The sequence below is a fragment of the Pseudomonas orientalis genome, from assembly GCF_002934065.1.
Taxonomy (GTDB): domain Bacteria; phylum Pseudomonadota; class Gammaproteobacteria; order Pseudomonadales; family Pseudomonadaceae; genus Aquipseudomonas; species Aquipseudomonas orientalis_A.
This window is the reverse complement of record NZ_CP018049.1, coordinates 4,586,962-4,607,402: the sequence shown is the minus strand read 5'-3', so window position 1 is coordinate 4,607,402 and position 20,441 is coordinate 4,586,962. Positions and strand designations below refer to the sequence as shown.

22 protein-coding genes are annotated in these 20,441 nt (G+C 60.5%); 8 read left to right on the top strand and 14 right to left on the bottom strand.

What is annotated here, in order from left to right; translation table 11 throughout:
- Positions 1–198 precede the first annotated feature (198 nt).
- Both BOP93_RS20730 and BOP93_RS20725 read left to right on the top strand, forming a co-directional pair.
- Positions 199–732 (top strand): gluconokinase, encoded by a 534-nt coding sequence (locus BOP93_RS20730; RefSeq protein WP_104504484.1) that lies wholly within the window; start codon positions 199–201, stop codon positions 730–732.
- An 83-nt stretch (positions 733–815) separates the two neighbouring features.
- Positions 816–2,168, top strand: coding sequence for a GntP family permease (locus tag BOP93_RS20725; RefSeq protein ID WP_104504483.1), 1,353 nt, complete (start codon positions 816–818; stop codon positions 2,166–2,168).
- A gap of 121 nt (positions 2,169–2,289) precedes the next feature.
- Here the strand turns inward: BOP93_RS20725 and alaC are convergent, their stop codons facing one another.
- On the bottom strand, positions 2,290–3,507 hold the full coding sequence (gene alaC / locus BOP93_RS20720; protein WP_104504482.1) for an alanine transaminase: 1,218 nt from the start codon (positions 3,505–3,507) through the stop codon (positions 2,290–2,292).
- 195 nt (positions 3,508–3,702) lie between these two features.
- Between alaC and BOP93_RS20715 the strand changes: the two genes are divergently transcribed.
- Positions 3,703–4,185, top strand: coding sequence for a GyrI-like domain-containing protein (locus BOP93_RS20715; RefSeq protein ID WP_104504481.1), 483 nt, complete (start codon positions 3,703–3,705; stop codon positions 4,183–4,185).
- Positions 4,186–4,205: 20 nt separating this feature from the next.
- On the opposite strand, the gene BOP93_RS20710 is transcribed toward BOP93_RS20715, so the two are convergent.
- The 4 genes from BOP93_RS20710 to BOP93_RS20695 all read right to left on the bottom strand — a co-directional run bounded on the left by BOP93_RS20710 (position 4,206) and on the right by BOP93_RS20695 (position 7,169).
- Positions 4,206–5,414 (bottom strand): type II toxin-antitoxin system HipA family toxin, encoded by a 1,209-nt coding sequence (locus BOP93_RS20710; protein ID WP_104504480.1) that lies wholly within the window; start codon positions 5,412–5,414, stop codon positions 4,206–4,208.
- Positions 5,407–5,661: a helix-turn-helix domain-containing protein gene (locus BOP93_RS20705; RefSeq protein WP_104504479.1), complete on the bottom strand. Its 255-nt coding sequence runs from the start codon at positions 5,659–5,661 to the stop codon at positions 5,407–5,409. The genes BOP93_RS20710 and BOP93_RS20705 overlap by 8 nt, the downstream gene beginning before the upstream one ends.
- A gap of 48 nt (positions 5,662–5,709) precedes the next feature.
- Complete coding sequence (locus BOP93_RS20700) at positions 5,710–6,222, bottom strand: GNAT family N-acetyltransferase (protein WP_104504478.1); 513 nt, start codon at positions 6,220–6,222, stop codon at positions 5,710–5,712.
- 92 nt (positions 6,223–6,314) lie between these two features.
- Entirely contained in the window at positions 6,315–7,169 is an 855-nt protein-coding gene (locus BOP93_RS20695; protein WP_104504477.1) for a LysR family transcriptional regulator, read from the bottom strand.
- An 88-nt stretch (positions 7,170–7,257) separates the two neighbouring features.
- On the opposite strand from BOP93_RS20695, the gene BOP93_RS20690 reads away from it, so the two are divergent.
- Complete coding sequence (locus tag BOP93_RS20690; RefSeq protein WP_104504476.1) at positions 7,258–7,695, top strand: multidrug/biocide efflux PACE transporter; 438 nt, start codon at positions 7,258–7,260, stop codon at positions 7,693–7,695.
- 11 nt (positions 7,696–7,706) lie between these two features.
- On the opposite strand, the gene BOP93_RS20685 is transcribed toward BOP93_RS20690, so the two are convergent.
- On the bottom strand, positions 7,707–8,468 hold the full coding sequence (locus BOP93_RS20685) for an SDR family NAD(P)-dependent oxidoreductase (RefSeq protein WP_104504475.1): 762 nt from the start codon (positions 8,466–8,468) through the stop codon (positions 7,707–7,709).
- A 105-nt stretch (positions 8,469–8,573) separates the two neighbouring features.
- On the opposite strand from BOP93_RS20685, the gene BOP93_RS20680 reads away from it, so the two are divergent.
- Complete coding sequence (locus BOP93_RS20680) at positions 8,574–9,470, top strand: LysR family transcriptional regulator (RefSeq protein ID WP_104504474.1); 897 nt, start codon at positions 8,574–8,576, stop codon at positions 9,468–9,470.
- A 167-nt stretch (positions 9,471–9,637) separates the two neighbouring features.
- Here BOP93_RS20680 and BOP93_RS20675 read toward each other — a convergent pair whose 3' ends face one another.
- From BOP93_RS20675 to BOP93_RS20660, 4 genes are all read right to left on the bottom strand, one after another.
- Entirely contained in the window at positions 9,638–11,242 is a 1,605-nt protein-coding gene (locus BOP93_RS20675) for an inorganic phosphate transporter (protein WP_104504473.1), read from the bottom strand.
- A gap of 96 nt (positions 11,243–11,338) precedes the next feature.
- Positions 11,339–12,367 (bottom strand): transporter, encoded by a 1,029-nt coding sequence (locus BOP93_RS20670; protein ID WP_065887744.1) that lies wholly within the window; start codon positions 12,365–12,367, stop codon positions 11,339–11,341.
- Between the two features lie 158 nt (positions 12,368–12,525).
- Positions 12,526–12,834: a PepSY domain-containing protein gene (locus tag BOP93_RS20665; RefSeq protein ID WP_104504472.1), complete on the bottom strand. Its 309-nt coding sequence runs from the start codon at positions 12,832–12,834 to the stop codon at positions 12,526–12,528.
- A gap of 91 nt (positions 12,835–12,925) precedes the next feature.
- Entirely contained in the window at positions 12,926–14,077 is a 1,152-nt protein-coding gene (locus tag BOP93_RS20660; protein WP_065887746.1) for a glycerophosphodiester phosphodiesterase family protein, read from the bottom strand.
- A gap of 232 nt (positions 14,078–14,309) precedes the next feature.
- Here BOP93_RS20660 and BOP93_RS20655 point away from each other — a divergent pair, with 232 nt between their 5' ends.
- On the top strand, positions 14,310–14,633 hold the full coding sequence (locus tag BOP93_RS20655; protein ID WP_104504471.1) for a DUF2025 family protein: 324 nt from the start codon (positions 14,310–14,312) through the stop codon (positions 14,631–14,633).
- Positions 14,634–14,721: 88 nt separating this feature from the next.
- Here the strand turns inward: BOP93_RS20655 and BOP93_RS20650 are convergent, their stop codons facing one another.
- Positions 14,722–15,429, bottom strand: a complete 708-nt coding sequence (locus BOP93_RS20650; RefSeq protein WP_104504470.1) for a CTP synthase C-terminal region-related (seleno)protein — start codon at positions 15,427–15,429, stop codon at positions 14,722–14,724.
- A gap of 80 nt (positions 15,430–15,509) precedes the next feature.
- On the opposite strand from BOP93_RS20650, the gene BOP93_RS20645 reads away from it, so the two are divergent.
- A complete protein-coding gene (locus BOP93_RS20645; protein WP_104504469.1) occupies positions 15,510–16,394 on the top strand; it encodes a LysR family transcriptional regulator in 885 nt (294 codons plus the stop codon).
- Here BOP93_RS20645 and BOP93_RS20640 read toward each other — a convergent pair.
- From BOP93_RS20640 to BOP93_RS20630, 3 genes are all read right to left on the bottom strand, one after another.
- Positions 16,391–16,909 (bottom strand): DUF1003 domain-containing protein, encoded by a 519-nt coding sequence (locus BOP93_RS20640; protein WP_104504468.1) that lies wholly within the window; start codon positions 16,907–16,909, stop codon positions 16,391–16,393. The genes BOP93_RS20645 and BOP93_RS20640 overlap by 4 nt on opposite strands.
- Positions 16,910–16,983: 74 nt before the next feature.
- Positions 16,984–18,303, bottom strand: coding sequence for a methyl-accepting chemotaxis protein (locus tag BOP93_RS20635; protein WP_104505339.1), 1,320 nt, complete (start codon positions 18,301–18,303; stop codon positions 16,984–16,986).
- A 275-nt stretch (positions 18,304–18,578) separates the two neighbouring features.
- Positions 18,579–19,205: a TetR/AcrR family transcriptional regulator gene (locus tag BOP93_RS20630; protein ID WP_104504467.1), complete on the bottom strand. Its 627-nt coding sequence runs from the start codon at positions 19,203–19,205 to the stop codon at positions 18,579–18,581.
- 121 nt (positions 19,206–19,326) lie between these two features.
- Here BOP93_RS20630 and BOP93_RS20625 point away from each other — a divergent pair, with 121 nt between their 5' ends.
- On the top strand, positions 19,327–20,385 hold the full coding sequence (locus tag BOP93_RS20625; RefSeq protein WP_104504466.1) for an MBL fold metallo-hydrolase: 1,059 nt from the start codon (positions 19,327–19,329) through the stop codon (positions 20,383–20,385).
- The last annotated feature ends 56 nt before the right edge of the window (positions 20,386–20,441 follow it).

Here is a 20,441-nt window from a genome sequence, read left to right as displayed (position 1 = left end):
AAAAATCGAGGCACTAAGGTAGCGCTGTCTCCAAACGGCTGCAAATGCTTGAACGTTGGGTTGCCTGATCCCGTTCAAATGATTGGAGCGGATGCACGCGTCACTCCATAAAAAAAGACAAGACGGCGCGGGAAAAGCCTGTTTTTGCACTAGCCTTACGCTGTGCAAAGGTAGCGCTATCTGCGTCCTGAGGTGTTTATGAGTCAACCTGTTACTGCCCTGGTCATCATGGGTGTTGCCGGCTGTGGCAAAACCAGCGTCAGCGAGGCCCTGTGCCGGCTGAACGGCGCCACCGCCATTGAAGGCGACAGCTTTCACCCGGCCGCGAACATCGAAAAGATGAGCGCCGGCCACCCCCTCAACGACGACGACCGCGCCGGCTGGCTCGACATCCTCTGCGATGAACTGCGCCGTTCGCTCAAGGCCGGCGAGCACCCCGTATTGACCTGTTCAGCCCTCAAGAAGAAATACCGCGACCACCTGCGCGAAGCCGCGCCGGGCCTGGGCTTTGTATTCCTGGAGCTGACCCGTGAAGTGGCCGCTGACCGCGTGTCCCATCGCCCCGGCCATTTCATGCCGGCCAGCCTGATCGACAGCCAGTTCGCCACCCTCGAGTCGCCCAAGGGCGAGCCGCTGACCCTGGCCCTCAATGCCAGCGAAGACAGCGTCGAGGAATTGGCCGAGCAGACCAATGCCTGGTGGCGCGAGCACGGCTTTGAACCAATCCATTAATTTTTTGCCGGAAAGATAGCGCTATCCCCGGCAGGAAGTTCATCACCCGCTTTAATAACAACAACAAACAGGAGAGACCCCCCATGTTTGGCATGTCCCACGAGTCGTACCTGCTGCTGGACGCAGTCGTCACTATCATCGGGTTGATCGTTCTGATCACCAAGTTCAAGGTGCACCCGTTCATCGCACTGATCATCGCGGCCGGCTTTCTCGGCCTGACCTCGGGCATGCCCGTGGACAAGATCATCAAGGCGTTCCAGGACGGCTTCGGCGGGGTGCTCGGCTTTGTCGGCATCATCCTCGCGCTGGGTACCATGCTCGGCAAGATGATGGCCGAGTCCGGCGGTGCCGATCAGATCGCCCAGACCCTGATCCGCGCCTTTGGCAAGGAAAAGGTCCAGTGGGCCATGATGTTCGCCGCGTTCCTGGTGGGCATCCCGCTGTTCTTCGAGATCGGCTTTGTGCTGCTGATCCCGCTGGTGTTCATCGTTGCGCGGCGTACCGGTGTGTCGCTGATCAAGATCGGCATCCCGTTGCTGGCCGGCCTGTCGGCGGTGCACGGCCTGGTACCCCCGCACCCGGGCCCGCTGCTGGCCATCGGCGTGTTTGGCGCGGACATCGGCAAGACCATCCTGTATGGCCTGATCGTCGCACTGCCGACCGCCATCATTGCCGGCCCGATCTTCGGTACCTTCATCGCCAAGTACATCCCGGGCAATCCGTCCCAGGAGCTGGTGGATCAACTGGCCCGCGAGACCGATAACAAGTCGCTGCCCAGCTTTGGTATCACCCTGGTCACCGTGCTGTTGCCGGTGTTCCTGATGCTGCTCAAAACCTTTGCCGACATCGCCTTTGCCGAAGGCAACGTGGTGCGCAACTGGATGGACATGATCGGTCACCCGATCACCGCGTTGCTGCTGGCGTTGCTGCTGTCGCTGTACACCTTCGGCCATCGCCAGGGCATCCACTCCAAGCAGATCCTCAAGTTGCTCGACGCCAGCCTTGCGCCGACCGCCGCGATCATCCTGATCATCGGTGCCGGTGGCGGCTTCAAGCAGATGCTGGTGACCAGCGGCGTGGGTGACGTCATCGGCCACATGGCGGTGAACGCCCAGATCAACCCGATCCTGCTGGCGTGGCTGGTGGCGGCGGTGATTCGGATCGCCACCGGTTCCGCGACCGTGGCGACCATTACCGGTGCGGGCATCGTGGTACCGGTGGTCGGCATGATCCCAGGGGTTAACCGCGAGCTGCTGGTGCTGGCGACGGGCGCCGGGTCGTTGATCCTGTCTCACGTCAACGATGCGGGGTTCTGGCTGGTCAAGCAGTACTTCAACATGACCGTGGCCGAGACGTTCAAGACCTGGACGGCGATGGAGACCATTCTGTCGGTGGTGGCGCTGATCTTTATCATGTTGCTGTCGTTGGTGGTCTGACAGACACACCGCAAGACAAATGTGGGAGGGGGCTTGCCCCCGATAGCAGAGTGTCAGTCACTGTATTTGGTGACTGATACACCGCTATCGGGGGCAAGCCCCCTCCCACATTTTGACCGAGTCAGACGCTGGTTTTCGGTACTAGCCCATCGGCCCTGAACATCCCGCGAATCCCGCGCACCGCCTGGCGAATCCGGTCCTGGTTCTCGATCAGCGCAAAGCGCACGTGATCATCCCCATACTCACCAAAGCCGATCCCCGGCGACACACACACCTTGGCTTCCAGCAGCAGCTTCTTGGCAAACTCCAGCGAGCCCATGGCGGCATACTGCTCGGGGATTTTCGCCCAGACGTACATCGACGCCTTGGGATTTTCCACCATCCAACCCAGCTCATGCAGGCCCTTGACCAGCACATTGCGGCGCTGGCGGTACTGCTCGGCGATGTCTTTCACACACTGCTGATCGCCTTCCAGCGCCGCAATTGCCGCCACCTGCAACGGGGTGAAGGTACCGTAGTCGTGGTAACTCTTGATCCGCGCAAGGGCGTTGACCAGTTCCGGGTTGCCCACCATGAAGCCGATGCGCCAGCCCGCCATGTTGTAGCTCTTGGACAGGGTGAAAAACTCTACCGCAATGTCCTTGGCGCCCGGCACCTGCATGATCGACGGGGCTTTCCAGCCGTCGTAGACGATATCGGCGTAGGCCAGGTCATGCACCACCAGCACGTCGTACTGCTTGGCCAGGGCGATCACCCGTTCGAAGAAATCCAGCTCCACGCACTGCGCAGTGGGATTTGACGGAAAGCCCAGGATCATCATCTTCGGCTTGGGGATCGAACCGCGAATCGCCTGCTCCAGCTCTGCGAAGAAATCCACGCCGGGCACCAGCGGCACCGAGCGCACCTGTGCGCCGGCAATCACGGCACCGTAGATGTGAATCGGGTAGCTCGGGTTCGGCACCAGTACGGTGTCGCCCTGGTCGAGGGTGGCCAGCATCAAGTGCGCCAGGCCTTCCTTGGAACCGATGGTGACGATGGCCTCGGTTTCAGGGTCGATATCCACTTCATAACGGTCCTTGTACCAGCGCGAAATTGCCCGGCGCAGGCGCGGAATGCCTTTGGAGGTGGAGTAGCCGTGGGTGTCTTCGCGCTGGGCGACGGTGACCATCTTCTCGACGATGTGCGGTGGTGTGGCGCCGTCGGGGTTACCCATGCTCAAGTCGATGATGTCTTCGCCGCGCCGACGCGCAGCCATCTTCAGCTCGGCAGTGATATTGAACACGTAGGGGGGGAGTCGATCTATGCGCGCAAAGCGGCGCGGCGAACCTTGGTCTGCCATTGTTGCCTCGAGGTACGTAAGCGCCCGGAACCGTCCGAGCGACGTCGGCCACTGCGGTGGCCTGCGGGGCAGACAATACGGTCGATGATGGCAAGTTGTCCAGATGCGTAGGAAAAATTTCTACATGGAGTACGGCGCGGATATGCCCCTATACTCGATGCGGGTTTGTTCCCTCATAAGAAGGAGACTGTTCGTATGGATCAGCAGACAAGACAACCGTTGGAACCACGCATGGAAGCTGGCAAGGCCCTGGTAATCGCCGGCGTCCAGGGGCGTTATTCGAAAGCCACCGTGGGTGATATTCCGCAGCTATGGGAATTGTTCAACAGCTGTATCAAGGACATCAAGAAGCGCATCGGCGGTGTGACCTATGGTGTTTGCCATAATCCCAGGCAGGGCGAATTCGACTACATGGCCGGTGTGGAAGTCCCCAGCAAAAGCGATGTACCGAGCAATTTCCAGTTCATTGAAATTCCGCCCCTGAACTATGCCGTGTTCCCTCATCACGGGCCGGTGCAGGCGCTTGAGCAAACCTACGAGCGCATCATGTTCGAGTGGCTGCCGCACTCGGGCTACAAGGTGATGGGCGCGGATTTCGAGCGCTACAGTGCGGATTTTGATGCAAGGAAGGGCACCGGGACGGTGGAGATCTGGTTGCCGGTTGGGCAGAAAGTCTGAGCGCCAAGTCCGGGGGCGATTCAGCCCCCGAAGCTGGTTTGAAACCCCTGAGCGGATTGGCGTATGGCGCCCGCCACCTCAGGCGCCAACCTGCAGTAGTCGTCTTCGCGCTTGAGCACCACTTCAAGGGTCTGGAGCAGCGCCTGAATACGCCTTTCGGGATGTTCGACTTCGCAGGTCCTGGCAAATTCGAGAATGCCCAGGCGCGAGGCGAATAACGATTTATTTCCGCTCAGGTCCAGGGCCAGTGAGTCCTCGCGCAGGTAAGCGGTGGTGTTGACGATGTCGTAAGTCGGTGCCAGCCGCGTATCTGATTTAAGTGGATCGCTATAGAGCACGCCGAAATTCTTCAAATGGGCATCGCCATTACCCACGATGCAACTCAACGCCACGCTATCGAATAATTGCTCCAGCGAACTGCGTTGATAGGCCGGGGCGCAGAACACGCGTACAGCCTTGGCGATGGCGGCGTAACTCTTGGTGTACTTTTGCTCGGCGGACAGTCCCATCAGTGCGGTCATGTCTTCGAAGCCCAGTGGGTTGAGCTGTGCGTCCCGATCAAAGCGCCGCATGATGAACAGCTTATGGTTGCGCGACAGATAAAACGGCGGTACGGGCAGGCCCGCATCCCTGGCAATGGACATGCACAGGTATTCATTGATCGCCAGCCCGGGAAACTCGTCCCGCCCGCTTTTAATGATCAGGTCGTCGGTTTTCGAGGTGAATTTCTGTTCGGGGGTTTGTGGTTTCTCCGGCACCAGTACTTTGGGTTGCACACCGGAAATACCCGCTCGCAGGATATAGCGATCTACCAGTTCGACGAACAGATCCTCCGTGCCGTCCCAGGCAAGAATTTCGTCGAGGTTTTCTCCGCTGGTGTGAGGGCTGTTGCGATGGATCAGATTGTTCACTTGTTCAGAAGACACGAAAACCCTACCAATTGGCGCGCTGCGGCCCGATAGCGCCAGCAATAGCATCGGGTCTACCCTGACCGTTTTGGCGAGGCGATTGCGCAATTGTTCAAGCACATAACCTTCCGGCAAATTCATCTGAAAGATGGGATGCAAGTCCCGGCGCCGGTATTCGTCCGCGCGTACGGGCATCGTCAGGCTAATTGCACTGGCGGCCTTTGCCTCATCGCTGTAGCGAAACAAATAGTCTTCAGCACCAAACCGCACGCTGCCGCCGTCTCCTTGAGGCGTATGAACGCGTAGCGTGGGGCTATTCATCGAACACGTCCTCCAGTTCCTCCAGAGTCGGCAAGGTCACGGGCACCAGCTTGAATTCGCTGCCCAAGGCGGCTACCACCCGAGCATAGGCATTCATCGAGACCGAGAGGCTGCCTTTTTCTATTTCGATCAGTTTTTGCCGAGTAACCCCGGCCAACTTCGCCAGATCCGCCTGTTTATAGCCGCGATTGGAGCGCATGGTGCGCAGGTGCACGCCGAGACGTTGGGTGATTACGGTAGGGTCCATGTCTTATATAGGTTACTTTTCTGATTTTGGGTTATGTATACGTTACATTTAGACGATGTCAACGGCGTCCTGATCAAACGCCCGCCTGAACCTGCGCTCATACCCAATCCGTCCTCTGTAAGCTTCACCGCTGTCCACCCAACCAGCCCCCAGATACAACCCCATCGCCGCCACATTGTCCGCATCCACCGACAATTCCAGCGCCTTGATCTGCGGCCACGCTTGCAGTGCCGCTTCCGGCAACGCCTGCAGACAGGCCTTGCCGAAGCCATGGCCCTGATGCTGCCGATCCACCTGCAAGGCATGCAAGGTGGCGCTATGTTCATCCGCCCAATGGGGCATGCACGGCGGGCGTTTGAGCAGCAGGAAGGCGACCGGCACGTCGCCCGCGAGCAGGGCAAAGCCTTTGACGCTGTCGGGGTTGGGATTGACCAGCAGGCTGTTCAGCGCGCAGTAGATATCACCGGAGTACGCCAGTTGTTCTGGATTGACTTCCAGACCGTCCAAATGCTGTTTTTGCAGCGCGTTCAACATTTCATAGGGGACGAGGCGGGTTTGCATGAGCGGCGTATCCTAAAATCCTACGAAGAAACGGGATTCTACCTCATCCGCTTACAGCGCTTGCGCCCCTTGCATACGTCGGTCCTCATTGCTCACTCAAGCATCTTCGCCAACAACCAACTTCCCGCCGGCCCCGGCGGTTGTTGGCGCGACCACAGCGCATCCACTGCCACCGAGCGTGGCCAACCGCGCACCTTGAGTTCGACCAACTGGTCCCCGCCAAAGCGCTCCACCAACCAGCGCGGTATGGGGGCCCAGCCAAAGCCCAGTTGCGCCATCTCCATCAGCATCAGGTAGCTCGGCGCCGACCATACACGTTGTGCGCCACGGTTTTCGTCAGGGTTGATGATGCTTGCCAGGCGCAGTTCCCGATGGTGTTGCAGGGTGTGCGGATCAACGCTGGCCAGGCTTGCCAGCGCGTGTCTGGGCGAGACGAACAGGGCGATCTCGGTGCGTTCTTCAACCGGCGAGCAGCTGAGGTCCGGAGGGTAAACCTGCTGCTGCTCGATAAACGCGATCTGCGCCCGGCCACTTTGCACCAGGGCGATCAGGTCTTCGCATTCGGCGATCAGGCATTCCAACTCAAGGTCCGGGTAGCGTTGTTCAAAGGCGCTGAGGGCGACCTCGAAACGGTCGGACTGATAGGTATCGGACATGGCGATACTCAACCTGGGCTCCAATCCCTGGGCCAATTGACTGGCCGCCAGCTCCAGCCGGCTGCTGGCCTCCAGCACCTGCTGCGCACGCTGCAACAGCACATGGCCGGCCGGGGTCAGCGTCGGCTTGCGGCTGCTGCGATCGAACAACACCACATCCAGATCGATTTCCAGGCCCGCCACGGCCGCACTCACAGTGGATTGGCTCTTGCCCAGTTTGCGTGCGGCGGCGGAAAACGAACCCTGGGTGGCGGCCTGAACAAATGCCTGGAGCACTTCATGGGAAGGCATGACTATCGCCTTAATCGATGGTTATTGGTTAGGAAGTATCGGTCCGGCGCGTGATCATGGCAACCATCGTCACTCACGGAGCCGGCTCATGAACCCCACCAAATCAATGACTGAACGCGTTTTCCAAGCCTTGGGCTTCGAAGGTTTGGCCTTAGTGATCTGTACGCCTTTGCTGGTCTGGGTGACCGGTCGACCGGCCTTGGAAATGGGCGCGGTGACCTTGGGCATCAGCTTGCTGGCGCTGAGCTGGAACGTCATTTTCAACAGCCTGTTCGATCGCCTTAAAGTGCGCCTGCAGCTGTCCAATGGAGGCCGGACGCGGGTGCTGCACGCGCTGCTGTTCGAAGGCGGGTTGATTCTGCTGGCGGTGCCGTTGATTGCCGCATTGATGAAGATCAGCCTGGTGGAAGCCTTCATCCTCGACATCGGCGTGCTGCTGTTCTTCCTGCCGTACACCTATGTGTACCACTGGGCGTATGACGTGATCCGGGAAAAAGTCACCCGCAAAACGCCAATCGCCCTGTAGCCGCCAGCCGCTTAAAGAAACATGCCGCCCGAGGCCTCGATCCGCTGGCCGGTGATCCATTGGCCACCCTCGGCCAGCAGCAGCGCGATGGCCCCGCCAATATCGTCGGGCAAACCGGCGCGGCCCAGGGCGGTGTTGTTGGCGACCATGGCATTGAGGTTGGCGTTGTCGCGTACCGCACCGCCGCCGAAGTCGGTTTCAATCGCGCCAGGGGCGAGGATATTCACGCTGATGCCGCGCGCGCCCAACTCCTTGGCCTGGTAGCGGGTCAGCACTTCCATCGCGCCTTTCATCGCCGCGTAGGCCGCGTAGCCCGGCAGGCTGAAGCGCGCCAGGCCGCTGGATACATTGAGAATGCGCCCGCCGTCGCGAATCAACGGCAACAGCTTCTGGGTCAGAAAAAACGGCCCCTTGAATTGGATAGCGACCAGTTGGTCGAACTGGGCTTCGGTGGTTTCGGCAAAGCTTGCGTGAATACCGATACCGGCGTTGTTGACCAGAAAATCAAACTGATCCTGTGCGAATACATCCTTGAGCGCGTCAGTCACTTGATCGGCAAAGCCTGCAAACGTCGCGCTCTGGCTCACATCCAGTTGCAACATCGCCGCGCGGCCGCCCAGTTGTTCGATTTGCGTCACTAACGCCTGCGCCTCATCGGCCCTGCTGTGGTAAGTGCCGAGGATATCGACACCCTGGGCGGCAAGGTGCAGCGCAGCGCTTTTGCCCAGGCCACGGCTGGCGCCGGTGATCAGTGCGATTTTACGTGGGGTCATGGTGCAGTCCTCTTGGGTGATGATGGGACTGAGTGTATTTGTCCGCCCATAACGTGATAAACAGCGCTATACCGGAATCACTGGTCGGACAAGGCGAACAATCCCATGAATAAACTTGAGCTGCTGCGCACCTTCGTGCGCGTGACCGAACTGTCGAGTTTTACCCAGGCCGGTGAAAGCCTCGGCTTGCCGCGCTCCACCGTGTCCGAACAGGTGCGCGCCCTGGAAGAACTGCTCGGCGCCCGCCTGTTGCAACGCACCACGCGCAAGGTGCAGGCCACCCAGGACGGCCAGGTGTTGTATGAGCGCAGCAAGGATTTGCTGGCACACATGGAGGAACTCGAAGGGCTGTTTCGACAGGACGAAACCCAGTTGGCCGGGCGCATACGGGTGGACATGCCCAACGTGATAGCGCGCACGCTGATCGTGCCCAACTTGCCCCCGTTCATGGAGCGCCACCCCCTGATCGAGATGCAAATCGGCAGCTCGGATCGCCAGGTCGACCTGATTGCCGAAGGCTTCGACTGCGTCGTGCGCGTGGGCGCCCAGCCCGATCAGAGCGTGGTGGCGCGGCGGGTGTGCAGCATGCCGATGGTCAACTGCGTGAGCGCGGGGTATGTGCAGCGCTACGGCATTCCGCACACTCTGGCTGACCTGGAACAGCATCGGCTGGTGCATTACGTACGGCCGCTGGGTGCACGCTCGGCGGGGTTCGAGTACCTGCAAGGCAACAAGGTACTGCGGCTGCCAATGGCCGGGCGGGTGACCGTCAACAGCACCGATGCGTACCAGGCGGCGTGCCTGGGCGGCTTTGGCATTATTCAAGTGCCACGGCTCGGCATTCGCGACTTGCTGGCCAGTGGCGAATTGGTCGCGGTGCTGGCCGATTACCCGGCGCCGCCTTTGGACGTGTCGCTGCTCTACGCCGGCCAGCGGCATTTGCCGTTGCGCGTGCGGGTGTTCATGGAGTGGCTGGCGGCCACGCTGCAGGCCCATCTTTAACTGTACGCCGGGAACAAGGTGGGTGGGGGCTTGCCCTAATAACGCTTTTGTAGGAGCGAGCTTGCTCGCGAAAAACGTCAACGATCACGCGTGCTTTCTGAATGAGCGCGGTGCTTGTAAGTTTTTCGCGAGCAAGCTCGCTCCTACATTATTCGATTGAGGGTGGGTCAGAACAGTTGGGTGAACAGCCAGTAAAGGCTGCCCGACAACACAATCGCCGCCGGCAACGTCAATACCCAGGCCATCAACAAATTGCGGATGGTGCGCATCTGCAGGCCGCCGCCGTTGGCCACCATGGTCCCGGCCACGCCCGATGACAACACGTGAGTGGTCGATACCGGCAAACCGAACATGTCCGCCGCGCCAATGGTCAGCATCGCCACGGTCTCGGCCGAGGCGCCCTGGGCGTACGTCAGGTGGGTCTTGCCGATCTTCTCGCCCACCGTCACCACGATGCGCTTCCAGCCGACCATGGTGCCAAGCCCCAGGGCGATGGCCACCGCGATCTTGACCCACAGCGGGATAAAGCGCGTGGCGCTGTCGATCTGTTGCTTGAACAACTGCAGCTTGCCCTGGGTGTCGGCGTCGAAATTGCCGACCTTGCCCTTGTCCATCAGGCGAATGGTTTCGCTGGTCAGGTACATGTCGTTACGCACGTTGCCCACCGCTTCAGCCGGTACCGCGGCAAGGGAGCCATAGCCTTTGACTTCGGCGCCGATGTGCCCGGTGATGGCGGCAAGGGCGGGCACCAGTTCCGGGGTGGCTTCTTTGGTGCGCACGTAAGTGGATAAGGTTGCTCGTGAATCGCCGGGAGCCGGCTGCGGTGCGGATTTCACCAATGCGGCCTGGGTGACTTCCGCCACCGCTGCAAATTGCAGTGACTGATCGGCCGGCATGGTGCGGTTCAGCGCGTAGGCCATCGGCAGTGTGCCCACCAGGATCAGCATGATCAGGCCCATGCCTTTTTGCCCATCGTTGGAGCCGTGGGCGAACGACACTCCGGTGCAGGTCACGATCAGCATGCCGCGAATCCACCACGGCGGCGGGGTGTCGCCCTTGGGCGCTTTGTACAGCGAGCGATTCTTCACAAAGGCGCGCAGCGCCAGCAACAGCAAGGCGGCAAACGCAAAGCCGATCAGCGGCGACAACAGCAGCGCGTAACCGATCTTGGCCGCCTGGCTCCAATCCACTCCACTGGTGCCATCGCGACCATGCATCAACGCATTCGCCACGCCGACGCCAATGATCGAGCCGATCAGTGTGTGGGACGACGACGCCGGCAAACCCAGCCACCAGGTGCCGAGGTTCCACAGGATCGCGGCGATCAGCAGGGCGAAGATCATGGCGAAGCCGGCCGAAGAGCCCACCTGCAGGATCAGCTCCACCGGCAGCAGGGCAATGATGCCGAACGCCACCGCGCCGCTGGACAGCAGCACGCCGAGAAAATTGAAAAAGCCCGACCACACCACCGCGAAATGCGGCGGCAGCGAGTTGGTGTAGATCACCGTGGCCACCGCATTGGCGGTGTCGTGAAAGCCGTTGACGAACTCAAAGCCCAGGGCGATCAGCAGCGCCACGCCGAGCAGCAGGAATGGCGTCCAGGTGGTGAGTTGGGCGCCCATTTCGTGCATGTCGTGCATCAGGCTGTAAGCGGTGAACAGCAGGCCCATGGCGAGCACGGCGAAGAACATGATCACCGTGACCAGGCCGGGCTTGGTGTCCAGGCGCGGTTTGGGGGCGGAGGGTGAGGCTGTCAGGGAAGGGGTGGCCATGCCGGAGCATCCAGTGTGAGGAGGATGGCGTTCATGATCATTGCAAATTGTTACAGAGATGCTGCGGCAGGTCAGTGTTCAGGTGGGGAGTGCGTTTCAATTCATCAAGTCCTTACGCTTTCTGAATGCCCAGCGCCCGGCAATCAGGGTGAAGGTCGCCACCAGCGCGACCAATATCCAAAAGCCTTCAGGGTCCTGGGACAGCGGTACCCCACCCACATTCATGCCGAAAAAGCCGGCGATGATGTTGATCGGCAGCGCCAGCACCGTCACCACCGTGAGGGTGAACAGCGTGCGGTTGCTCTGCTCGTTGAGATTGGCGGCGATCTCTTCCTGCAACAGCTTGATGCGTTCGCCCAGGGCCGTCAGGTCGTTGATGATCAGCGCGAACTCTTCGGTGGATTTGCGCAACTCCTTCACGTCTTCCTTTTGCAGCCATTGCGGCGGCCGGTTGAGCAGGCGCAACAGCGAGCCCGGCTCCAGCGCCAGCAGGCGTTGCAAGCGCACCAGCACGCGGCGCGCGGCACCGAGTTCGGCGCGGTTGGTGGACAGGCGCGAGGACAGCAACTGGTCTTCGATATGATCGACGCTGAGGCTGGTCTTGCGCACGATCTGCGTCAGCACTTCACCCTGGTCGCGCAGCAAATGCACCAGCAATTCCAGCGGCGAGCGAAAACGTTCACCGGCCTTCACCGACGAGCGCAACTTATCCACCGAGTGCAGCGGTTGCAGGCGCGCACTGATCAGCAAGCGACTGCGTGCGCACACCCACAAGGTGGAAATATCCGACGAGACCATGCTGCTGAAGTTGAACACCACATCGTTGACCACCGCCAGCAGGGCCGAATCAACGTGCTCGATGCGCGTGGAGCGCGAGCCCTCGTGCAACGCTTCGAAGAACTCCTCGGGCAGTTCCAGGTGCGCTTGCATCCAGCGCTCACAGGCGGCATGGGCCAGGTTCAGATGCAGCCAGAGAAATTCCTGCGGATCGCCGGGTTGTTGCAGACACTGGAGTGCGGTAGCTGAGTCAATCTGCTGGCCTTTTTCGCCGGGCAGAAAGCGGAAACCGTAAAGCAGGCCAAACAGGTCGGGGTCCTGATGGGCGTGGTCGATGCTGTGATTCATGGAGGCTCGCAGAGAAAGCGCCTGTAGGACGTTTCACAGGTTCGCATGCGCGAATCATTGCAAGGCGTGATGACGATTATGTGACGATTGAACGTGCGCCCACAAAAAAACGCGCCACCCGAAGGTGGCGCGTTTTTCGGCAGTTCAACTCAGCTGACTCAGGTATCGAGTTTGTCTTCCAGCACAGCGCCGGTTTTGGCGTCGAGCTTCACTTCGTAGTTCTTGCCGGCGGTGTCGGTCAGGTCAACTTCATAGACCAGTACGCCGCTGTTGTTGTGGTCCAACTCGGTGTCGTTAATCGTTGCGCCAGCGTGTTTGGCCACGGCCGCAGCGTTGAGTTTTTCGAATGGCATCACGGCATCGGAATTGAGCAGGCCTTGAATCTGGTCCGGACGAACATCCGCCTGGGCCAGGCCGGCAGTCAGCGTCAGGGCAGTGGCAGCGAACAAAGCGGTCAAGGTTTTCATGGTGTGTGTCCTTCTGGTTGAGCTGTTTAAGTGGCGCCAGATTAACCGGCGCAACTTAACTCATCCTTAATGGCTCACTGACACCAACGCCTCAGTATTTATGATCGCTCAGCAGGTCCTGCACGCTGGAGGACGGCCAGCGCTTGTAGAACTTCAACAGTTCGGCGGCACGGTTGGTGAAGATGCCATCGACACCGGCCTTCATCACCTTGTCGAAGTCGACCGGCTCATCCACGGTGTACACGTGCACCAACAGGCCCTTGTCGTGGGTCAGCTTGTTCATCTCAGGCTTGACCAGGTCGGTGTAGCTCTGGTCGCCATGGTCGGTCAGCTCTGCCGAAGGGCCGGTGCCGATGGCGCCGAGGCTTTTGGCCTGGTCGACCCATTTTTCGAATTCGGCCGCGTCTTTCGGTTCCTGCTTGGCGTAATAGGCGGCTTTGGTCGCCTCGCCGGATTCGGCGAACGTCACCTTGGACTTGGGCTCAATGCTGCCTTCACCGACCCACAACAGCAGGATCTTCGGCGTGTTGGGCATTTCTTTCTGCAGTTCTTTCAGGCTGGCCACCTCAAAGGTTTGCAGCACCACACGGCCCTTGCCCTGGCCGACGCCGGTGTTGCTCTTGCCCAGCTTGGAGCCGGCGGAGCTCAACCAGCCCTTGTCGAGCAACTTGTTTTTCAGGTCGGCTTCGATGCCCGGGAATTGCTTGGGCTCCTTGGTCTCGATGTACAGGCCTGGCTTATGTTGCGGATTGCCTTCGGCGATCTTGATGATGTCATCCAGGCTCTGGATTTTCAGGCCGACGAAACCCGGGCGTGCACGGTCCGGGTAGGCGGCGTTGAACCAGCTGCCGGCGTCCAGGCTTTGCAGTTCTTTCCAGGTGAATTCGTTGGCCGGCGCGTCTTTGCGCTCGGGGAACTTGGTCGCCACGTCGGTGGTGCGCTGCAGGTTGTTGTCGTGCAGGGCGAACAATACGCCGTCCTTGCTGCGCTGCAGGTCCAGTTCCAGGTAGTCGGCGCCCAGGTCCCGCGCGACCTTGTAAGCAGCGGCGGTGGACTCGGGAGCGTCATAGGACGCGCCACGGTGGGCGATCACCGCAGGGTAGGGGATGCCTTCGTTTGTCGCCAATTCAGCCGGGCTGATCGGGTCGGCAGCCTGTGCGGGCGCAAGGCCGAGCATCAGCGCCAGCAGCACGGCACTCCCTATCGTGGTGCGCACCAGGCCGTTGGTTAACGTGACAGGCATATGGGAAGTCCTTTCGTGGAGGTAACTTTGAGAAGGCGTCCTTTTTAACAATTGATTGCGAAAGGCGCTATCACCAAACCGACATTAACCTGCGCGCGGACCAACTTTTAGGGTTTTTCTGTGATGTATTGCAGTACTCTTGGCCGCAACTGCCCCGTCAGAGGGCGGTATTTTTTGCCACGCGTGTAAACCATCTTTCCAGTCCCTGTGGGACTTTTCAGTGAGGTTTACCATGCGCATCACTTCCGAGCTTATCTGCCAGGCCGCCGACCAACTCCACGGCTTTGTCGGCCTGAACCGCAAGACGGGTCAGTACATCGTGCGTTTCAGCGAAGATGCCTTCGGCATGGACGTGGCCGATGACGGCATCATTCCCACCGCCGAGTTCGTCTGGGTCCCGGCTGCCGACCACAGCATGATCCTGTCGCGCGCGCGCATTCAGTTACTGCTGGAGCAGAATATCGACGACCGGCTCAACATCAGCGAACCGTTGCGGGTGTATATGCGTCGGGTCGAGATCGCGCAGATCAGTGCGTTGCGTAGTCTGGTCAGCTAGGCCTGTGTGATCGCGCTACCCTGGTCGCCATCGGTGTGCAGTGAGCTGAAAATCACTGCGTAGTGAGGCGCTGCCGGTGTCTTGGCGATCATGCCGAGGCCTCCTGGCACGCCTTGAGCAGGGCTATCGCCAGTGGCGGCGTGGTGCCTTTGAGGGCGGCGCGTTCGGGCTGGAACAGGGTGGCGAGGAAAAATGGATGGCCCAGCAGCTCTATCGCGCGAAGCTCGCCAGCCGCGTCATGGCCGCTTGGAATCATCTCCCCGTCGAGCAGTGCGTGAGCGAACTGCGGATTGATACCGTAGCTGCAACGATAACCTTCGTGGATATCCAGGCTGCCGTAGGCTTGGGCGATACGCGTATTGGGTAGCAGGCGCACGGTGTCGCTGGCTTCCACCAGCGCACAGCTCAATGGCGTGATGACCGCGCGTTCGGCGTCCGGTACCAACTCGCCGTGTTCGGCATCCGCCCATCCCAGCACGTTGCGGGCATATTCGAGTACCACGTGCTGAAAACCACCGCAGGTGCCGAGGAAAGGTCGCCGCTGTTCGCGGGCAAAGCGGATGGCTCGCAGCGCGCCTTCGATGTCGCGATAAGGGCTGGCAGGCACGCACCAGAAGCCGTCAAACCTGTGCAGCGAGGCCGGGGAGGTGAGGGTGTCGGTGCCGAGCCAGTGCAGGTTGATGTCAAGCTTCAGGGCTTGGGCCGCTTGTTGCAGCGCTACCGGGATGGCCTGGTGCGCAATCACGTCGGGGTTGTAATCGCCGATCAGAGCGAGGTGCAGCGGGGTGTCGTTCATCGTGTGCATCCCATGGCTTGTGGTGTCCTGGTGGGCACTATAGATTGGCGCTCACGCAATCGATATTGGCGTTTTCCCACATGGTCAATGCAGTCACGCACTATCAGCTCGACTATAACGACCTGTCGCTGGTCCTCGCTCTGGTGCGTGGCGGCACGCTGGCGCGGGCGGCGGGGTTGCTGCGCGTGGATGTGTCCACGGTGTTCCGCGCGGTACGGCGCCTGGAGGCAGCCCTGGGCCAACCGCTGTTTGAAAAAAGCCGCGCCGGCTATCTGCCCACCAGTCTGGCCAACCACTTGGCGCAACAGGCCGAGCGCGCAGAGCTTGCCCTGGAGGCTGCACGCATCGGTGTGGAGCAGGGCGGTGAAGTGATCAGCGGCACGGTGCGCCTGACCTGTTCCGACTCGGTGCTGCAAGGTCTGCTGCTACCCGCCCTGGCCAGCTTCATGGCGGACTATCCGGCGTTGATCCTGGAGCTGAGCACCTCCAACGATTTCGCCAACCTCAGCCGCCGCGATGCGGATATCGCGCTGCGCCTGACCAGGAACCCGCCGGAGCATCTTGTCGGACGTTGCCTGGGCACGGTGACGTATCAGGTGTGCGCCAGTGCCGACTATGCCCGTCGGCATGCAGGCCATGAACTGGCCGACCTGACCTGGATCGCGCCGGATGACTTCTTGCCTGACCACCCCACCGTGACCTGGCGCCGCGAGCATCTGCCGGGCGTGCGTCCCGGTTATCGCTGCAACAGCATGCAGTCGGTGACGGAATTGGTACGCGCCGGGCTTGGGGTGGCGGCGTTGCCGGATTTCCTGATCGACGATGGCTTGCAACGGCTGGGCCCCGCTTTGGCAGGACATGACACGGCGCTGTGGCTGTTGACGCGCCCTGATTGCCGGGCGTTGCGTTCGGTGGTGACGCTGTTTGATGAGCTGGGGCGACACGTGCGCTGGCTGCGCCGTTAGGTTTTGCGCACAAAGTGCTCATGCATTTCACTGGTCAGGGTTTCGATACGCTCGGTCAGCTGTTTGGTCATTTGCGTCAACCGCGTGTTCTGCTCCAACAGTTCCAGCAGCTGTTGGGTGGTCTGTTCGGCCTGGGCCTGGCGTGCGGTATTGGCGGAGGCCAGGGCTTCGCGGTGCTGCGCGTCGGCGTCGGACTGGGCTTTGTCGCGTGCTGCCTGGCGCGTCTGGGCCAGCAGGATCAGCGGCGCGGCATAGGCCGATTGCAGGCTGAAGGCCAGGTTGAGCAGGATGAAGGGGTAGACGTCGAAGTGGGTGATGCCGGTCGCGTTCAGCACCACCCACAGCACTACAATGGCGGTTTGCGCGCCAAGGAATGTCGGCGTGCCAAAGAAGCGCGCGAAGGCTTCGGCCTTGAGGGCAAAGGTATCGTTGCCAAAGGTCGGCGCCAGGTGAGCGTGGTGGCGATGGAAGCGCAGGTGGTCGACAGGGATCGGGTCGGGTTTATCTGAGGTCATGGCAGGCTCGAGTCGAGGGCGTAAGGCTTACGCACTATAGACCGAGCCTCCCGGCCAGGCACATGAAGAAGCCGTCAGCGATTGCCCCGCTCGTTGGCGAACGCGCTCACCGCCTGCACCGCCTCGCTGGTGCCTTCACGAATCTGCAGGATTACCGTACCGGCCTGGTTGGCCAGCTCCACGCCCTGGGCCGCACGGTCGCGGGTGGCGTCCATGCTGTCGATGGCCTGGCGGGTTTCGTCCTGGATCATGGCAATCATGCCGGAAATTTCCGTCGTGGAGCCGCTGGTACGCGCCGCCAATTGGCGGACTTCATCGGCGACCACGGCAAAGCCACGGCCTTGCTCGCCTGCGCGGGCGGCCTCGATGGCGGCGTTGAGGGCCAGCAGGTTGGTCTGGTCGGCGATCCCGCGAATGGTGTTGACGATGGTGGTGATCTGTTGCGAGCGCTCGCCCAGCTTGGCGATCAGTTGCGAGGAAGCGTCAATATCCACGGCAATGTCGCGCATGCCGGTGGCGGTTTTCTGAATCACGTCGGCGCCTTTTTCGGCCATGTCCTGGGTATTGAGCGACAGGTGATACGCCTGCGCAGCGCTTTGCGCGTCAGCGGCATGCTGTTGCACACGTGCGGTGACGTCCGACGCAAACTTCACCACCTTGCACAGACGCCCGCTGGCGTCGTACACCGGGTTGTAGTTGGCTTCGAGCCACAGCGTGTTGCCGTGTTTGTCCACGCGCTCGAACTGGCCGTTGAACAGTTCACCCTGGTTCAGACGTTTCCAGAATTCGCTGTAGGCGGCGCTGCCGGCCAGCTCTGGTGTGCAGAACAGGCGGTGATGCTTGCCCTGGATCTGCGCGAGGCTGTAGCCCATGCGCTGCAGGAAGTTCGCATTGGCGGTGATGATGGTGCCATCGAGGTTGAACTCGATCATCGCCATGGCGCGGTCGATGGCTTGCAGCTTGGCGTTGGCTTCACTTTCGGCCTGCAGGCGCGGGGTGACGTCCATCGCGTATTTCACCACTTTGATCACGCGGCCGGCTTCATCCTTTACCGGGTTGTAACTGGCTTCCAGCCACACCGATTGGCCATTGGCGCCCACTCGCTCAACGGTGCCCGACTCGAATTGGCCGTTGCGTAGATGCGTCCACAGCTGGTTGTACTCGGCGCTGCGGGCGAACGCCGGTGTGCAGAACAGGCGGTGGGGTTGGCCCAGGATCTGTTCGGCGCGATAGCCCATGGTCTTGAGGAAATTGTCATTGGCGCGCAGCACCGTGCCCTGCGTGTCGAATTCGATGACCGCCATGGAGCGCTCGATCGCGTCCAGCAGGCTGGCTTGTTGCGCATTGGTGTGTTGCAAGGCGCTGATGGTTTTTTTGTAAGCATTGAATAGCATGGTCGGAAGCTCGAGCAGGCATGCGGATGAGGATTCCATGTAGATGCGCCTGACCCCGTAGGGCATCTGGGCCTCACGGTTGACTTGCTCATTGCCAGCTTCCTTGTGCTGACAGAGGGGTGGAACAACGGGTTCAGAGTGATTGGCCAGCCAGGAAGTTCGCCGCTTGGGAAACGTATTTTGTGTTGGGCGACCAATGGCGGCATTATGCTATCGCGGCGGGCTTGCGGAAGAAGATTCAGACGAGGAGTTGTAAGACAACCCAGGCCGACCGCTTACCGGGAGCGGCGAGAGTCGACCTCATAACCTGCGAGGAACAGATCGATCGCCGATTCGATCACATGGACCTGGGAGGCTGCGTCGAGGGTCGGTTGGCCAAGGGTAATCTGCGGCCAGAATGCGAAGGCCTTGAGCAGGCTTTGTATCTGGTGAGCGGCGAACGCCGGGTCGTCGCCACTCAGACGGCCGTCTTCCTGGGCGGCGCGTACCCATACGGTAAAGCCTTCTTCGCGCGCGCTCAGGCGGTTGACCATGTCCTGGGCGCGCTCCGGCGAATGGATCGTGGCCGCGATGGCCACGCGCGCCAGGTCGAGGAAGTTGGCATCCAACATCATCTTCATTTTCGCTTCCAACAACTTGCGCAGTTGATCGCGCAAGGGTTGCTCGCTGCTGTACGCCACATCCAGCTGCGCGGAGCTGCTGGCCCACAACTGGTGCAGGATTTCGGAGAACAGCTCTTCTTTACTGGGGAAGTGGTTGTAGACCGTACGCTTGGAAACACCGGCAGTGGCGGCGATCCTGTCCATGCTGGTGACCTCGAAGCCATTCTCGCGAAACTCGGCGATGGCCGCCGTCACGATGGCTTCGCGTTTACGGTCGGTGAGGCGTGGGGAGGCATTCATGGAGGAAGTTAGGCTCAAGGATGAAATTACACTTGGCAGTTTACTTGTTCAGGGTTTTGTTGCAATGTAGAAACTACACTGTGCAGTGTAATTTATCAGCGGACGCAGGAGTCACTCTGTAATGGCCACCCTTTCAACCCGTCTTGATCCCGCACCCACTGCGCTCAAGCCTGCCGAGCGGGACCAGGGGCATTTCAATAACGATGCGCCGGTGCCGCACGGTGGTGTTGGCAAGACCTTGCGTATCTTTTGGAACATGTTGTTCAACAAGCCGCGCACTACCCGGCCTGTGGGCGACATCCCGGTACAACGCCTGACCCGCGAACACCTGCTGGCGGCTTCTGATCACAGTGTATTCCGCCTGGGCCATTCAACCGTGCTGCTGAAAATGCGCGGTAAGTTCTGGATCACCGACCCGGTGTTCGCCGAGCGCGCCTCGCCGTTCAGCTGGGCCGGCCCGAAGCGTTTCCATCAACCGCCTATCAGCCTTGAAGAGCTGCCGCTATTGGAAGCGGTGATCCTGTCCCACAATCACTACGACCACCTCGACCGTACGGCTGTCGTCCAATTAGCCGACAAGACGCAGTACTTTCTTGCGCCTTTGGGGGTAGGAGACACGCTGGTCAAATGGGGCGTGGATGCCGGCAAGGTGCGGCAACTGGATTGGTGGCAAGGCACCGAAGTCGATGGCATTCGTTTTGTTGCCACACCGGCGCAACATTTTTCCGGGCGTGGCCTGTTTGACGGCAACCAGACCCTGTGGTGTTCCTGGGTGATGATCGATGATGCGCGGCGGATCTTTTTCAGCGGCGATACGGGGTATTTCGACGGTTTCAAGCGGATCGGCGAGCAATACGGACCGTTTGACCTGACCCTCATGGAGACCGGTGCCTACAACGTCGACTGGCCTCACGTGCATATGCAGCCGGAGCAAACATTGCAGGCGCATATCGACCTCAAGGGCCGTTGGCTGCTACCGATTCACAACGGTACGTTCGACCTGGCGTTCCACGCCTGGCACGAGCCGTTCGACCGCATCATGGCGCTGGCCTGGGAGCGCAATGTGTCGATCACTACACCGGCCATGGGGCAGGCGTTCAGGCTCAACCAGCCCGAGCGAGGGCATGCGTGGTGGCTGGACGTAGAGACGCATGATGCCAAAGAACACGCTGCCGGCTAATTGACGGGCGTGTGGAAAAAGGTATTTTCAGGGTGTTTCAACGCTGCGACAAACGT